This window comes from Paenisporosarcina cavernae (genome assembly GCF_003595195.1).
In the GTDB taxonomy this organism is placed as follows: domain Bacteria; phylum Bacillota; class Bacilli; order Bacillales_A; family Planococcaceae; genus Paenisporosarcina; species Paenisporosarcina cavernae.
Genome location: NZ_CP032418.1, coordinates 1,840,448 through 1,856,687 on the forward strand (window position 1 = coordinate 1,840,448; position 16,240 = coordinate 1,856,687).

Consider the following 16,240-nt stretch of genomic DNA (forward strand, 5'->3'; position numbering starts at 1 on the left):
TTCCTCTTTTCTACAACCTAGTTTATTTCGTTAAATAAAGATCATATCCAACATTAAACCAGCAAGTATTAGTAAAATCGCTAACGCAAAGTGTATCTTCTTATCATTCAAACCTACTCTTTCAACTAACAAAAACAAAACTACGATACCTCCTATATATTGTGCACTAGCTAGAAGACCATTTTCAGACAAAAATAAGTTAGGAAATGATTGATATAATGCTGAAGTTGTCCCCAAAAGGAATAAAACGAGAGGAATGCTTAAATTCCATCGTGTCCAATCCTGTTTCTCTTTACTAATCAGATTTTGCATTTAAATAACTCCCTTGAAAGTTGTCGTAGTAAATTTCTTTATTTTCCCCTTTATTCAAATAACTGCTAACTGCTCTGTTAAAGAAATACATTATTTTTACAAAGAATAGCGTCTCATTTGGTGTTGTAAGTTACACTTTTTTCAAGCTAATTGACTTTCACGCTAACCGAATAAGAGTTTCACGTAAAAAATGATAACGATCGAGGAACTGTAAAACCCTGAATTGTGTCTATTAATACTTTGCAGAAGTAATCCGTAAGCGAAAAACATTTTTTGAGACAAGCTTATCTAACCGTCTGATATACCAAGCCAATTGCGCCAGAATCAAATGTCTTATTTTCGATCAGTTTAAGAGTGATCTTCTCCTCGATACCTTGGAATAACGGCAACCCACTGCCGATCAAAACAGGAGAAACCGTAATTTTATACTCATCTATTAAATCAAGCTGCATAAGGTAGTGTGCGAACCTAGGACTGCCGAGGATGACCATATCCTTACCTGGCTGTTCTTTGAGGTTCTTGATTTCTTCCTCGACATTTTCTTTCACCAATCTAGAATTGTTCCAATCGACCTTCTCCAGCGTCTTGGAAAAAACAATTTTGGCTGTCTTTTCAATCCACTCGGCATGATCCAGTTCGTACTGTGAAGCTGATGGGTTTGATGGCCCTGAAGACCAGTAACTGTACATCATCTGATAAGTCCCACGTCCCCAAATGACAGTGTCAGCAGTACTGAGAATTTCTTTCGCGTGTTTCTCTAAATCAGCATCGTAAGAAATATAGCCAATGTCCATTTTACCGTTCGGTCCTTCTACAAAGCCGTCAAGCGATGCGTGCAGGAATAAAACAAGTTTTCTCATTTTCAGTTCTCCTTTGTATTTGATCAACACTCAACCAGCTCACATTTAGCAAAGTTCAACAGGTGGTGATTCTTACATAGTGAAGACACAATGTGCTCAATCAAAACCTTATTGTTTCTCTAAGAAAAAATTGTTAAACTCTTCTTTGCATGAAAAGATTACGATCTAAAGTCTAAGTGGTAATGAAACAAAAACGCCACCAAATCCCATTTTCAATTGCCTCCAATTTAATTGCACCCAATTTCGTAAATATTCGACGCACATAACTAAACACCTTTTTATTCCAAAAGTTCTTGTGGATAAAATCGTGAGTACGAGCTGTATTATATAATTTAGCTATAGCTTATGTTAAATCAGGAAACAAAAAGATCATAAAATGTAGTTTGTGTTTAATTTGCTCGATAGATTAGTTGCACAACGCCAGATGAAAACGTTCTTGTATTTACCAGTTTCAAATTCATTCGTTTGTTAATATCTATAAACATCGGTTTTCCTTTACCCAATATTACAGGGTGAACAGACAACCTAAATTCATCAACAAGTTTTAAATTGACAAAAGTTGTTATCAAGTTCGCTCCACCATAAAGCCAAATGTCTTTTCCAGGCTTATTCTTTAATGTATTTACTTCTTCAAGAATATTCTTATTTAGATAAATAACATTAGTATCTGACCTTTTTTGTGTCTTCGAGAACACATATTTTTCTTTACTATGTATTAGATTCCACAACTCTTTGTCGGCATCAGATGCATCATTTTCGGGAATATACTCACCCCATTCATCGTAGCTTTTCCTACCGTATAGAATTGTATCTATTTGACGTAAGAAATTAATAAAGTTCATCTCTTCGTCCATGATACACCAGTCAACTTCTCCGTTCTCTGCTTCAATAAAACCATCTAAAGTTACTGCTAAATCTAGAATTATTTTTCTCGGTAATCCATTTTCCACCTTCGTTGAACCTCCCTTGAATCATGTAGATCGAGTAAATACCGGTTTGTAAAAATGCCGTAAACAAAAGAGCCAGAGATCACGGCATTACAGGTGTCAGTTCACGTATGTAATATGCAAGTTGAATTGACCAGGAATATCTGAAGAAACAATTCTGTTTTATACGCAGACGTCTAAATGTCGCGTAAAGATTTATTGGAATTTAGATCCTACAATATTGTCGTATATTTTACTTCTACAATCACATCATCTAAGCTGAGGTTTTTGATAGGTTCTAAATTTGTTTCTTCTATAATTATCTTCCTTTATATTGACCACTCGCTAGCAACCAGTTTTGAAACATAAGTAGGTTGTGAAACGATTGATAACCTACTGAAGTTGCTTCAAATAAGAATAATGCTTTGCATTTTTATTCCCCCACCGATAGTTGTATTTAATACATTTCTATAATTAGTTTGCAAAAGCACGAAACCATGCCGCAGGTTTAATTATTGAAAGCTTACATTTTCTGAAAAAATTAGGAACCATTATTACGTGGGATATAACCTTATTTTAGTGTACTAATGCGCTGTATAACGAAAAATCTACTTCTCCAGAAATAGTTTCTAATCCCCTATCTTTCAACTCTAAAGCCATTAAGTACTCTTCTGAGGGTGGGAGATTTTTCTCAGATGCGTAAATTCCAAATTCGGTCGACGTCCTAAAACCGAATCTTCTATAATAACGATAATCTCCTTCCACCACAATTCCTTGATAGCCCATGTTTGTTGCTATCTTAATGGCTTCCCGCAACATAAATTCTCCTACACCTTGACGCTGTTTATTAATCGCTACAGTAACGGGTGACAACAACAACACTTCTTTCGAATGCTCGTTACTGATAGGAAACTTAGAAAGTATCGTATGTGCAATGATTTCTCCACTGTCTTCTACCACAAGGTCTAAATCAGGTATGTAGTATTCTTTTTCTCTAATTTCTCTTATCAATGTCTTTTCGACTAATCCATCTGAAAAAGTGGTATTTTCGAACACCTCAAAAACTAATTTTTCTGTGATGCAGTGTTCCTCTTGTTTGACAGGTCTAATATTCACTACATAATCCCCTTTATCTTTTTCTTATTCATGATCTCTAGATATATGTAAATACGCCTAGCAGGTAAATAAAAGCCTTAAAGGAATTGGCTTTTCAAAAAAATCTCCTCACCTGCTTTATTCACCATTTTAACTCCCTCTATAAATGGTGAGTGATCAATAATCTCCTTTTTGGATAACCCTTTTGTATTAAAAGTGACGTACCCTTTAATATGGATACTCTCACTCTCAAAATTTTTTTCCGTCATTTTATCTTCTAGTGTATGTTGCATCATCCAATCAGTTAAGACAATCTCAATTGACTCCTCATTCAATGCTAGTTTCTCTTCATTGCTTATGGTTAAATCATAACTAAACTTTTGGATCTCTAACTGGTCTGTGTTATCTATCGCTCCAATACCCAATTGCATGTTCGTAATTTCTAATCTTTTATTTTTCTCTTCTTCTGTTCCTGTGTTTGAACATGCAGATAAAGTGAGGACAATTACTCCCAACAACACGATAATTTTTTTCAATGTGCACTTCCTCCTTAATACACGTGACTATGAATGAGAATTTTCGTAAATGTAACTTTTATTATTGTTAGTACAGACGCCAGTGCACAAAACTATGATGTCAGTTTAAATGATCAGGAATGTCTGAATAATAACGTTTGTTTTTTGTACTGGTACCCGAATCTGGTAATTTTCATGACACAATGCCTTTAAAACAGACTCTAAAATAGCCAGCTTACTAGTTGAAATAAAACAGAAAGCACAATTATTTCGATTGCCGAATGCACGATCTGAAAGTCCTTTTTATCCAAAACGTTTCTTATCAAAACAAATATGAAAGCAACAGTAAAGCTCCCTAGAAGCGAACCCCATTCAAATAACACCATCATCCTTTATTTCGTGAATATGTAATCCATCAATTTTCATGTTCTTTTAAAGTACGAAATTTTAATTCTTTCATTTTCCGGTAGATGAAACATTTTTACTTACTTCCAACTCTTAATTCTTTTGGGCCGTCTTGAGTGGTCTCTCTACGAAAATTTTTCATTATTTTCACTTTGACTTATTTTCAATTCTCTTTCTTGTTTGTATCTCTCCACAGCGATTAAGACTTTGTCTCTTTTATCCTTCGGTACTACAACACTGTGAATCTCGTAAATCATGATGAATAAATGAAAGAAAAATCCAACAACAAGACCAATCAAAGGTGCGAAATAACCAACGAAAATAAACGCAATCAATGTTGGAAAGATATATCCAAACGCTACCATAACATTCATGATCCTTTTCTCCTTAAATAGTTTAATAGAACTTATTACAAACCATTCACTTAAATTGAAGTAGTTGATCCCAGCTTTCAAGAGATCGTTCATTTCCTCTCGATTATCAACTAAAAATAATTTCGACTATTCTGTTAATATTTGCTAGACTTATCATATCATTACCTTCCACAATATGGATGGTTATTTCGAAATTTATCGAAATAATGGAGGAAGATTTAACTTAAGATTTTTAGTGGCTTAATAGAGTTGCTTGAGAGGATTTATGTAAGATTTGGATTATTAATAACACATAGAGAATGCGGTGATCTTTTGACAGCTTTTATCAAAGATAATTATGTACGAATAATTACGACGATTATACTAGGATTATTATTTTACCTTGCAACTACTACTAATTTGATGAAGTATGTGGCGCTATGCCTTGTAGTTGTTACCCTTCTCCTATTTTTTATCATTCAGAAATTTCAGGGTAAAAATAAATTGAACTAATATAGCTCTCTTCTCTTAATCCCTGACAATCTTTACAGGAAATAAGATCAAACTCGTAATCGTTCTTCAAAAAGTGTCTGAAGTAATTTTCATAAATGCTAATATTACAGTCCGGAATAAAAACATATAAAAGGGGTGAAGAAGTGGGAGTAGGAATAGTCATAATGATGTTATTGTTGCTGTATTCTATCACAGTAACACTCGATAAAATGACAGAAAAAATTCTCGGAAAATTAGATGAACAAAACGAATTGTTGAAGCAACTTATACATAAAAAGAAAGAAAATCAATAACTTTTCTAAGATACGTTCTCATCAAACAAACAATAAATGGAGGTTTAAAGTTGAAAAGATACTGCTACCTATCCATTGTAATTGTTTTATTGCTATTAACTTCTTGTTCCCAAGAGACAAGGCTCGATTCGTCAGAGGAGAAGATATCTCCCCACAACACTGACACAGGAATATCAAACCATCTTACCGATCCCACAACGGATATACATATTTATCCAGATAAAGAAGTCTATACGACACCTATTGAAAATGTATCACTAATTATCGAAAATAATGGACAAGAAGCAGTTGTGTTCGGAAATGGGATGTATGTTGAAAGAAATGAAAACGGCACGTGGTATGAGATACCATACGCAAGTTTTGAATTTGGAGATGTAACTGGGGAGATACGATCTAAGGAAAAAATAGGCGAGGAAGTTCCAGTGGCAAATTTAAAAAGCAAATTAACTCCCGGAACATATAGAATCGTTAAATCATTCTTTATTGATTCGAACCAAACTTTCCTCGCTACTGAATTTGAAGTGGAATGACGTATGAGAAATTCAACAAAAATATGTTTCTTATCATTTTTTTTCAATTAATTACAACAAGCTGCATTCAAACCTACTAAATCTCTCCATGAGAGATTTCTTATAGAGACGTTTTACGGATCGAAACATGTAAATAGGAATGGATGAGTGTTAGTGAGATGCTAGATGAACAGTGAATTACTCCCCGACCATTCCATCGTGGTCGTTATCATGCATGTAGGGGTATAACCAATGACCTTCCCTTATTGGCATACGAAATCCCGCAGCCTTCGCTTCTTTAATTGTCACTTGTCCATTACCGTTAATGTCAATGTTCGAAACGTCTCCTTCTACAATTGCATTATTAGAGGTTGAATTGGTGGAAGTCGGATCGTCACTCGTCTTATTAGTCTGCGAGCCGTTTACTTCTTCAGGGTTCACATTATCAAATTTATCCACAATGACATTTCCATGTACCGTATATGTAAATTGATAGCTAGAAGGTACCTGCGTTTTGATGGATGGATAAGTTATAATTGCTTCAAACTGAGTAGCCCCGCCTGCCTTACGAATCACGTCTTCCATATATGCTTGATCCCCGTGGCGGTTAAGCGTACTATCTTGAGGGGTAATATTATAGGCATTTGCCACTCCACCGAGAGAATCCGCTATTATATGTCCCGCATCTAACGTGTCGCTATTCACTCCAGGAACTTTTGCTTCATCTGAATAATATCTACCAGAAGATAAGACAGGTTCAAGGGAATCATCTTGCAAAATGATTTTTTCTGCAATGACCCGAACGACTTGCCCGTATTCATTCGTAAAAGCCCAATATTCGCGGTCTCCGAATCCAACGTCAACGACCACATTCGATTCACGATAGCCGGACATATCGTCTCCATCTACATCTATCTGATTGTAACCTTCAAAACGATCGCTTTTCGGTTCTGGCGTTAGTTCCTCTTTTACCTGTTCCTCCACAACAGTTGGAAGGGGCTCTTCTTTTTCACTCTCTTGCTCTATATCAGAAGCGTGCGTTTCTTGCGCAACTTTTTCTTCATTTGTAATGGATGTAACCGTTTCATTCGTGCAACCGGTTAATATGGTTGCTATGAAAAAGGTTAGTAAAAAAAGATCGTTTTTCTTCACGTTAAAAATCTCCTGTAATTTCTTCTAGTTGTTTTAATGAAATCTTGGTTGTCAAACAGGACAAAAATGCTTTTTTCGCCATTGTAAGATAAACCGAGCTGAATACAAATCGGAATATTTCCAGCTCCTACTTTCTTCAATCATAGAATATCCATTCACCGCTACTTACCGTCAAACATTTCCCTAATAGCATAATTGTCTTTAAAAACAAAAAACCGAATACCTCTATTAAAAGGTTTTTCGGCTCGTTCTAAACTATTCTTTTGTTAAGTCATTTGCTTTCATCTGTTTCTTTCGTAAAATTTCCTCACGTAATTTCTCAAGATGTTGCTTTTTATCAAATGAAGCACCTTTGTTCTTGTCGCGATATTTTTGTACCGCCATTTTGCTTTTATCATCTAATTGATATTTTCCCATTCGAATCACCTACTTTTTTCTTCTCAGAAATAATCTATCAATTGTAGCAAAAGTAATGCTAGTTTTCAAAGACAATAAAGTTTATCCAACTATGCACGTTCCAACAACAAAACATACTCAACCTTACTTCAGTTATTTATCCATTATGTTTTCAATAAGTATTGCCACTAAAACAAAAAATCATTAATAAGGTGTGAACTATACTATTATTTTAGTTAAAACAAACAGGAATGTTTTAATAATTGTACAGGTAGCTGAAACTTAATAAAAAGACTAAACATAAACCATACTGACTCTACTTAATCCTTCTTATCTTTATTTTTCTTATTAAGATATAGGAATCGCCATGTGTAGAAGAGAATTATACCTGCCATAATAATTATTGGAGAAATTGATTGAAATCCGTAAAACAGCGTAATTAAAATTGCAGTAATCACAGCAGGTCCCATAATCATTAATTGCATTTTAATCTGTTTGTTTTTGAAATTTGCTTCAAACCGTTCACTCACATGGAATACTCCCTTTCCTGCTATTAAGTAAAAATTATTTCTAAAAATGATTACCACTTTCAAAAATTAAAGTTAATAAATGTTTCATGATTCCTATTGCATAGTATAAATGTTCATCATTTATCAAATTATGTTACCAAAACTGTTACCACGGAAATTAAAAATCCTAGCGGTCCGCATAACCGCTAGGATTTTTTTCTAACTATGGAGACGGCGGGAGTTGAACCCGCGTCCAGAAACTCTGACACTCAAGCTTCTACGCGTGTAGCTTACCTATTTGCAATTCGCGTAACATTATGCCGATAAGCAGGCGTCTTGTACGCTAACTTGGAAATCTCTTATTCGTGACTCAAGTGGCACCACGAATCGTATCCCACTAAAGTTGAGCTCTTCCAAACCACATGGGCGATGGTCAGGTCGAGCAGCTACGCAACTTACGCTGCGAAAGCTAGGTTTTGGTTTTTGCCAGTTATTATAAACTGCCGTTGATACGGAGCCGAGCCCTCCGACGCGCAACTCAAGCTAAGACAATCCCTGTCGAATCCGTAACGTCCCCTTGATATAGTTCTACTATACGCTTTTTTCGGCAAAAACTCAAGTGTGCTAGCCTTGTTGGCTCGCTTTAAACGCACGTTCAACATCGCGTTTTGCTTCTTTTTTCTTTAGGTCATCTCGTTTGTCGTAGTTTTTCTTACCCTTACCAACACCGATCAGAACTTTCGCAAATCCATCTTTAATATACATTTTAAGTGGCACAATTGTGTAACCATCTTGTTTTGTACGTCCGATCAGTTCTGCGATTTGTTTCTTTTTTAGCAATAGTTTACGAGACCTTACCGGGTCATGATTAAATCTATTTCCTTGTTCGTATGGACTGATATGCATATTCGAAATCCATGCTTCATTGTTTCGAATACGCACAAACGAGTCCTTCAGTTGGACTTTGCCATTACGAATGGATTTAATCTCGGTTCCTTGTAACACGATGCCGGCCTCGATTGTTTCTTCAATGAAATAATCGTGGCCAGCTTTTTTGTTTTGGGATAAGACTTTCCCTTCCCCTTTTGGCATTTCCATCACCTAACTTATTTTTTCTTTTTCTTACGACGCGATTTCTTCGCGATATCTTCATAAAACTTTTTCTTTTGTTTTGGCTGCTGACCGCCTTTTTTTGGCTTTGCTTTCGGATTTTTTCCAGCGCCTTCTTTCTTTCTAGCTTGAATCACTTTTGGCGTTTCTTTTCGAACCCGACGATTTGCTTTTGGCATACCAACGATTTCAAAATCGACTGCCGCTTCTTCTGGTTTTACTTCACTAACGCGAACTGTTACTTCGTCCCCAATACGGAACTGCTTGTTGGAACGTTCCCCGATCATCATCATTTGACGATCATCGAATTTATAATAGTCATCAGTCATGTTCGACACATGCACAAGACCTTCTATTGTATTCGTCAGTTCGATGAACATTCCAAAGTTTGTGACAGAGCTGACGATCCCTTCAAACTCTTCCCCAACTTTGTCCACCATAAACTGCGCTTTCTTCAAGGCGTCTGTGTCACGTTCCGCATCAACTGCGCGACGCTCACGACTAGAGGTGTGATCCGCAATCTCGTCCATCACTCCGTCCCAATACGCGACAGTCGATTTTGATACGTCCCCTTCGATTAAATAACGACGGATTAATCGGTGAACGATTAAATCTGGGTAACGTCGAATTGGTGACGTAAAGTGCGTATAAAATTCCGTCGATAACCCGAAATGTCCTAAGCTGTCCGCTGAATACTTCGCTTGTTGCATCGAACGAAGGAGCATCGTTGAGATAACTGGCTCTTCTGGCATCCCATCAATCGCATCTACAATTTCTTGAAGAGCACGAGGGTGAATTTCATTGCCAGAACCTTTCACGACTAACCCGAAATTCGTGATGAACTCGAAGAATCGTTGCAATTTCTCCGGCTTTGGATCTTCGTGAATACGGTAAATGAACGGCACTTCCATCCAGTGGAAATGCTCTGCCACCGTTTCGTTCGCGGCTAACATGAACTCTTCGATAAGTCGCTCAGCCACAGTACGCTCACGAATCACCACGTCCGTTGGCCAACCTTCGTCGTCCACTAATACTTTCGATTCTTTGAAATCAAAATCGATTGCTCCACGATTTGCACGTTTCGTACGCAAAATCTCGGCAAGCTCCGCCATCAATTCAAACATCGGAACAAGCGTCTTATATCGCTCGCGAAGCGCCTCGTCTTTTTCATCAATAATCTTATACACATCCGTGTACGTCATACGTTCTGTCGTATTAATCACCGATTGGAAAATCTCGTGACCAACCACATTTCCTGAACCGTCAATGGTCATTTCACAAGACAATGTGAGACGATCTACTTGTGGATTCAACGAGCAAATACCATTTGATAAACGGTGTGGCAACATTGGAATGACTCGGTCCGTTAAGTACACACTCGTCGCACGGTCATATGCTTCCACGTCCATCGGAGAATCTTGTGTCACATAATGACTCACATCTGCGATATGAACACCAAGCTTGTACGTAACATCGGCATTCTTCGTTACAGTTACCGCATCATCCAAGTCCTTTGCATCTGCTCCATCAATGGTGACAATGGTTTCATTGCGAAGATCGCGACGGCCAACTAAATCGTTTTCACTAATCTCATCTGGCACGGCATTTGCTTGATCTAACACTTCTTGCGGGAACTCAATCGTGATTCCGTGTTTATAAATAATGGACAAAATATCGACACCAGGGTCATTTTTATGTCCTAGAATTTTTGTAATGACCCCTGTCGCAGACTTGCGCCCTTCTGGCCAGTCGACAATTTCAGCGACTACTTTGTGTCCATCCATCGCACCTAATGTATCTTCTTTGGCAATAAAAATGTCCATGGAAATTTTCTGGTCATCCGGTAAAACAAATCCAAACCCTTTATTCGCTTGGAATGTCCCAACGACAGTCGAAATACCACGAGAAACAATTTTCGTAATAGATCCTTCTCTGCGATCCCCGTTTTGATTCGCCGAAACACGAACAAAAACGACATCACCATTCATCGCACCATTTGTTTCCGTTGGCGGGATGAAGATATCATCTAACCCATCCTCTTCTGGTGCGACAAATCCAAACCCTTTTGCATGGCCAATGAACTTCCCGCGAAGCAAATTCATGCGTTCAGGTAACCCATAACGATTCGAACGTGAACGAACGATAAAACCCTTTTCTTCCATTTGAACTAGTGTTTTCACCAATTCTTTAAATTCCTCGGAATACTCAAGCTCTAACTGTTCTTCCAACTCCTGCACCGTTGCTGGTTTGTATGCATCCTCTTTCATCAAGAGGAGTAGTTTATCTTTTAATTCAGTATCCATTCAATCTTCCCTCCTTCTAACAGAATTCCCTTGCCCGAGCAATTTTACACATGCCAGTCAAGATTCTCTAAGAAGGCATATATATCCTCGTGCAATTGTTCTTTCTCTTGATCGAGCGTAATGACATGACCTGAGTTCTCATACCATTTAATCGACTTTTCAATCGACTCCGCCTCGTCATAAATAATGTTTGCAGAATTTTGGTCGATTACATCATCTAATTTTCCTTGCACCACAAATAGTGGTGCGTACACCATATCTACTTGAGAGCGTACATCATATACAAGCTCTTGTAGTGCAGGTAAGCCAGGCATTCCTGCTTTTCGTATCGCATCTACTTCTGATTCGATAATAGCCTCGTCTTTTCCTTCATACTTCTTATAATCACGGGAATACTTCAACACACCTTCAAACATCAAATCAGTTGTCTTCATCGACATTGGGGCGCACATGGTGACAATTCCCTTCACAGGAAAAGTATACCCTACTTTGAGAGAAAACACGCCGCCAAGCGATAAACCTGCAACCGCAATCTCTTCATAGCCTTCTGACTTTAACGTTTCATATGCTTCGACTACATCTTCCCACCACTGCTCCGGGTTCGATACAATCAACTCTTCTGGCGGAACACCATGCCCTCTATAATGAGGCGCAATCGACGTATAACCCTTTTTCTCTAGAAATCTTCCTAACATACGAACATCAGAAGAATTCCCCGTAAATCCATGTAACAACAACACTGCGCGTTTCCCTGCTTGAAAAAAAAACGGCTTCGGCTGTGCAATTCTCATATCAATCACCTCTATTAAATCTCTATACTTAAATCTACATGTTCTATAGCAACATGTTAAATGTAAAGATTGTTATTTTAAGTTTCTCTGGTAGTTTTAAAAACGAAAGGCAGCGACTCCCAGATGAAAAGCGAAGCGTCAGCTAGCTGAAGACCCTGGACTGAACAAAGTGAAGGAAGCGGCTGAAGTAGCGCATCGGGACAGCGTCTGCCTGGAGTGAAAGGATTGCACCTTCAGTGCTTGTAATAAAAGAAAACGCCTAACCAAAAAGTTGGTCAGGCGGTTCAATTTCGTCATTATAACTTCGTAATGGCAATTGCCAAGATAAAAAATACGACAGATAGTACAATCGTAACTCGGTGCAAAACTAGGTCTAAGCCTCGAGCTTTTTGCTTACCGAAAAGTTGCTCCGCTCCTCCAGAGATGGCCCCGGATAAACCTGCACTTTTTCCTGATTGTAATAACACAACAACGATCAATGCAATCGCAACAATTACTAATAATGTTAGTAAAAACGCATGCATTTGTTCCACCTCCTGCAAGAAAACTTCACAACACAGTTAAGTTTACCAAATCTTGAAAGTGAAAACAATTACTTCTTCAAATTATAAAAGCTTTTTAATCCGTTATATTGCGCTGTTTTATACAATTGATCTTCAATACGAAGCAATTGATTGTACTTCGCTACACGGTCTGTACGAGAAGGAGCACCTGTTTTAATTTGCCCTGCATTTGTCGCAACCGCGATATCTGCAATCGTTGCATCTTCTGATTCACCAGAACGGTGGGAGATAACCGCCGTATACCCCGCACGTTTTGCCATTTCAATCGCATCAAACGTTTCTGTCAACGTACCGATTTGGTTTACTTTGATCAAGATGGAATTCCCAACGCCTTCTTCAATTCCACTGCCTAATTTCTTCGTGTTTGTCACGAACAAATCATCACCAACTAATTGTACTTTGTCGCCAAGTTTGTCTGTTAATAACTTGTGACCAGCCCAGTCGTTTTCGTCTAAACCGTCTTCAATTGAAAGGATTGGGTATTTTTCGCAAAGCTCTACGTAATAAGCAACCATTTCTTCAGACGTTTTTACAACGCCTTCACCCGCTAAATTGTATGCACCTTGTTCTTTGTCATAAAACTCAGATGCTGCAACATCCATCGCTAGGTATACATCTTCACCAGGTGTATAACCCGCTTTTTCAATTGCAGTAATAATTGTCGTAATCGCTTCTTCGTTCGAAGCTAAGTTTGGAGCGAATCCGCCTTCATCGCCTACTGACGTGTTTAAGCCTTTATCTTTTAATACCGCTTTTAAGCTATGGAATATTTCTGCTCCCATACGTACTGCATGACGGAATGATTCTGCACCAACAGGCATTACCATGAATTCTTGAATATCCACGTTGTTATCCGCATGTGCTCCACCATTTAAGATGTTCATCATTGGCACAGGAAGTTGTTTCGCGTTTACACCACCAAGATATTGATAAAGTGGAAGATCTAAATAATCGGCTGCAGCATGTGCAACTGCCATTGATACACCAAGAATTGCGTTTGCGCCAAGGTTTCCTTTGTTTTCCGTACCATCTAACTCGATCAATGCTTGGTCAATCGATACTTGATCCAAGACAGAATAGTTATCTTCTAATTCTTCTGCAATAATTTCGTTAACGTTTTGTACCGCTTTTAAGACACCTTTTCCTAAGTAACGGTCTTTTTCTCCGTCGCGAAGTTCAACTGCTTCATATTCCCCTGTAGATGCTCCTGATGGGACGATTGCGCGACCAAATGCGCCGCTTTCTGTGAAAACTTCTACTTCGATTGTTGGGTTTCCTCGAGAGTCTAATACTTCACGAGCTGATACTTGTGTGATGAATGGCATTTACATTTCCTCCAATTGTATTAATGATGTTCCAGTCATTTCTTCTGGTTGTTTTATTCCCATTAAGTGTAGCATGGTCGGTGCTAAATCGGCTAAAATTCCATCACCACGTAGGTTTACACCTTTTTTCGTGACGATAACGGGTACCGGATTTGTCGTGTGAGCCGTCATTGGTGTTCCTTCGAGTGTTACCACTTCGTCGGAATTCCCGTGATCCGCAGTTACAATCGCTGCACCGTTTTTCGCAAAAATGGCGTCCATAATTTTGCCTAAGCATGTATCTACCGCTTCAATCGCTTGAATGGTAGGTTCGAGCATTCCACTATGTCCAACCATATCTGGATTGGCAAAGTTTAAAATAATGCCATCAAACTTATCGGATTCGATTGCTGCAAGCAGCGCGTCGGTTACTTCATATGCACTCATCTCTGGTTGCAAATCATACGTCGCAACTTTTGGTGATGGAATTAAGATTCGTTCTTCGCCAGGAAATTCTTCCTCACGCCCACCACTCATGAAGAACGTCACGTGTGGAAATTTTTCCGTTTCGGCAATACGTAGTTGTGTTTTGCCGTTTTCGGATAGTACTTCTCCTAGCGTGTTAATTAAATCTTGATTGGCATATGCCACGGATGCATTTACTGCATCGCTATAATGTGTGAATGTCACAAATTTTAGGTTTTCTGGATGCTTGTCACTGAGCGGAAATTCATTCCATTCCGAGTTGGTAAATATCGTGGATAATTGAATTGCACGATCTGGTCGGAAATTAAAGAAAATCACGGCATCGTTTGAGTCAATGGTAGCGACAGGTTGTTCTTTTTCCATAATTGTAAATGGCACAACGAATTCATCCACTACATCTTCTGAGTAAGATGCTTCGATTCCCTCTAGAGCACTAGTCGCTTTTTTCCCGACGCCATCCACCATCGCTCGGTACGCTAGTTCTTCTCGGTCCCATCGCTTGTCACGATCCATGGCATAATACCGGCCGCTGATTGTTGCAAACTTCCCAACGCCTATTTCCGCCATTTTGTTTTCTGCATCTTTCACATAACCCGTTGCAGTTGTTGGCCCGACATCGCGACCATCTAAAAAGCCGTGTATGAAAACGTCTTGAACGTCTTGCTCACTTGCCAATTTTAATAAGGCATACAAATGATCAATATGAGAATGCACACCACCATCAGATAATAGGCCCATAATGTGAAGCTTTGACCCATTCGCTTTGACATGTGCTATCGCTTCTAAAAGTGCATTGTTATGATAGAAATCGCCTTCTCGAATCGACTTGTGAATGCGAGTTAAATTTTGATAGACGATGCGGCCAGCACCAATGTTTAAATGTCCTACTTCTGAATTGCCCATTTGACCATCTGGAAGTCCAACCGCTTCCCCTGATGCCGTTAATTGTGCATGGGGGAAGGTTTCCCATAACCGATCAAAATTTGGCTTTTTCGCTTGCGCTACTGCGTTTCCCTTTGTCTCTGCACGACATGCAAAACCATCTAAAATGATAAGTGCTACTGGAGATTTAGGCATTTGCAGCCGCCTCCAATAGCTTGCCAAACGATTCTGCTTGTAAGCTAGCACCACCAACTAAGGCACCGTCAATGTGTTCTTGACTCATTAACTCTTCCATATTGTCCGGTTTAACCGATCCGCCGTATTGAATACGAATGGCATCTGCCACTTCTGTTGAATATAGAGAAGCTATTTTCGCGCGAATCGCACCACAAACTTCATTCGCATCCGCTGCAGTAGCTGTTTTACCTGTACCGATAGCCCAAATCGGTTCATACGCAATAATGGTTTGTTTGACTTGATCTTCCGTTAACGGTTTTAGTGCCGCTTGGACTTGACCTTCTACTTTTTGCGTCGTTTCGCCCGCTTCTTTTTCATCCAGCGTTTCGCCAACACAAACAATTGGTGTTAACTGATGGTCAAATGCTGCTTGAACTTTTTTGGCAATGAATTCATCACTTTCATAAAAGTATTCTCGACGTTCAGAGTGCCCTAAAATGACATACTTTACTCCGAAATCTTGAAGCAGCACAGGGCTAGTTTCTCCCGTGAATGCTCCTTCTTTTTCAAAGTGCATGTTTTGAGCACCAATGTGAATGTCGCTATTTTTCGCCGTTTCCGTTACCGCATCCAATAAAATAGGGGATGCACAAATAACCGTATCTACCTTATCTGACGATGGTGTGATTGCCTTTAACGCTTCTACAAATTGCACCGCTTCGTCTTTTGTTTTAAACATTTTCCAGTTCCCTGCTACAATCGGTTTACGCAAATCAGTGCCCTCCT

Annotated in this window: 18 protein-coding genes and 1 other RNA gene; 2 read left to right on the forward strand and 17 right to left on the reverse strand. The window is 38.7% G+C overall.

Annotated features, from left to right (window positions below; all coding sequences use genetic code 11):
* Positions 1–30: 30 nt before the first annotated feature.
* From D3873_RS09460 to D3873_RS09485, 6 genes are all read right to left on the reverse strand, one after another.
* Positions 31–312, reverse strand: coding sequence for a hypothetical protein (locus tag D3873_RS09460; RefSeq protein WP_119883805.1), 282 nt, complete (start codon positions 310–312; stop codon positions 31–33).
* Between the two features lie 284 nt (positions 313–596).
* Positions 597–1,172: a dihydrofolate reductase family protein gene (locus D3873_RS09465; protein ID WP_119883806.1), complete on the reverse strand. Its 576-nt coding sequence runs from the start codon at positions 1,170–1,172 to the stop codon at positions 597–599.
* 389 nt (positions 1,173–1,561) lie between these two features.
* A complete protein-coding gene (locus tag D3873_RS09470; protein WP_119883807.1) occupies positions 1,562–2,122 on the reverse strand; it encodes a dihydrofolate reductase family protein in 561 nt (186 codons plus the stop codon).
* A 552-nt stretch (positions 2,123–2,674) separates the two neighbouring features.
* Positions 2,675–3,214: a GNAT family N-acetyltransferase gene (locus D3873_RS09475; protein WP_119883808.1), complete on the reverse strand. Its 540-nt coding sequence runs from the start codon at positions 3,212–3,214 to the stop codon at positions 2,675–2,677.
* Between the two features lie 77 nt (positions 3,215–3,291).
* Positions 3,292–3,729, reverse strand: coding sequence for a hypothetical protein (locus tag D3873_RS09480; protein WP_119883809.1), 438 nt, complete (start codon positions 3,727–3,729; stop codon positions 3,292–3,294).
* A 509-nt stretch (positions 3,730–4,238) separates the two neighbouring features.
* Positions 4,239–4,487 carry a hypothetical protein gene (locus D3873_RS09485; protein WP_119883810.1) on the reverse strand — a complete coding sequence of 83 codons (249 nt, stop codon included), beginning with the start codon at positions 4,485–4,487 and terminating at the stop codon, positions 4,239–4,241.
* Between the two features lie 635 nt (positions 4,488–5,122).
* Between D3873_RS09485 and D3873_RS13430 the strand changes: the two genes are divergently transcribed.
* The gene (locus tag D3873_RS13430; protein ID WP_162920179.1) at positions 5,123–5,272 is read left to right on the forward strand and encodes a hypothetical protein; all 150 of its coding nucleotides are present in this window, start codon (positions 5,123–5,125) and stop codon (positions 5,270–5,272) included.
* A gap of 50 nt (positions 5,273–5,322) precedes the next feature.
* Positions 5,323–5,802 (forward strand): immunoglobulin-like domain-containing protein, encoded by a 480-nt coding sequence (locus tag D3873_RS09490; RefSeq protein ID WP_119883811.1) that lies wholly within the window; start codon positions 5,323–5,325, stop codon positions 5,800–5,802.
* Positions 5,803–5,979: 177 nt separating this feature from the next.
* Here the strand turns inward: D3873_RS09490 and D3873_RS09495 are convergent, their stop codons facing one another.
* The 11 genes from D3873_RS09495 to tpiA form a co-directional block, all read right to left on the reverse strand.
* Entirely contained in the window at positions 5,980–6,933 is a 954-nt protein-coding gene (locus D3873_RS09495) for a DNA/RNA non-specific endonuclease (protein WP_205536256.1), read from the reverse strand.
* Positions 6,934–7,188: 255 nt separating this feature from the next.
* Positions 7,189–7,350, reverse strand: coding sequence for a hypothetical protein (locus tag D3873_RS13435; protein ID WP_162920180.1), 162 nt, complete (start codon positions 7,348–7,350; stop codon positions 7,189–7,191).
* A 299-nt stretch (positions 7,351–7,649) separates the two neighbouring features.
* Positions 7,650–7,859 carry a hypothetical protein gene (locus tag D3873_RS09500; RefSeq protein ID WP_119883812.1) on the reverse strand — a complete coding sequence of 70 codons (210 nt, stop codon included), beginning with the start codon at positions 7,857–7,859 and terminating at the stop codon, positions 7,650–7,652.
* Between the two features lie 202 nt (positions 7,860–8,061).
* Positions 8,062–8,415, reverse strand: a transfer-messenger RNA (tmRNA) gene (gene ssrA / locus D3873_RS09505).
* Between the two features lie 47 nt (positions 8,416–8,462).
* Positions 8,463–8,930 carry an SsrA-binding protein SmpB gene (smpB, locus tag D3873_RS09510; protein WP_119883813.1) on the reverse strand — a complete coding sequence of 156 codons (468 nt, stop codon included), beginning with the start codon at positions 8,928–8,930 and terminating at the stop codon, positions 8,463–8,465.
* A gap of 14 nt (positions 8,931–8,944) precedes the next feature.
* Positions 8,945–11,251 carry a ribonuclease R gene (gene rnr / locus D3873_RS09515; protein ID WP_119883814.1) on the reverse strand — a complete coding sequence of 769 codons (2,307 nt, stop codon included), beginning with the start codon at positions 11,249–11,251 and terminating at the stop codon, positions 8,945–8,947.
* Positions 11,252–11,295: 44 nt separating this feature from the next.
* Positions 11,296–12,042, reverse strand: coding sequence for an alpha/beta hydrolase (locus tag D3873_RS09520; RefSeq protein WP_119883815.1), 747 nt, complete (start codon positions 12,040–12,042; stop codon positions 11,296–11,298).
* A gap of 296 nt (positions 12,043–12,338) precedes the next feature.
* Positions 12,339–12,566 (reverse strand): preprotein translocase subunit SecG, encoded by a 228-nt coding sequence (gene secG, locus D3873_RS09525; protein ID WP_119883816.1) that lies wholly within the window; start codon positions 12,564–12,566, stop codon positions 12,339–12,341.
* A 68-nt stretch (positions 12,567–12,634) separates the two neighbouring features.
* On the reverse strand, positions 12,635–13,930 hold the full coding sequence (gene eno / locus D3873_RS09530; RefSeq protein WP_119883817.1) for a phosphopyruvate hydratase: 1,296 nt from the start codon (positions 13,928–13,930) through the stop codon (positions 12,635–12,637).
* Positions 13,931–15,472, reverse strand: coding sequence for a 2,3-bisphosphoglycerate-independent phosphoglycerate mutase (gene gpmI, locus D3873_RS09535; RefSeq protein WP_119883818.1), 1,542 nt, complete (start codon positions 15,470–15,472; stop codon positions 13,931–13,933).
* Complete coding sequence (tpiA, locus tag D3873_RS09540; protein ID WP_119883819.1) at positions 15,465–16,226, reverse strand: triose-phosphate isomerase; 762 nt, start codon at positions 16,224–16,226, stop codon at positions 15,465–15,467. The genes gpmI and tpiA overlap by 8 nt, the downstream gene beginning before the upstream one ends.
* Positions 16,227–16,240 lie beyond the last annotated feature (14 nt).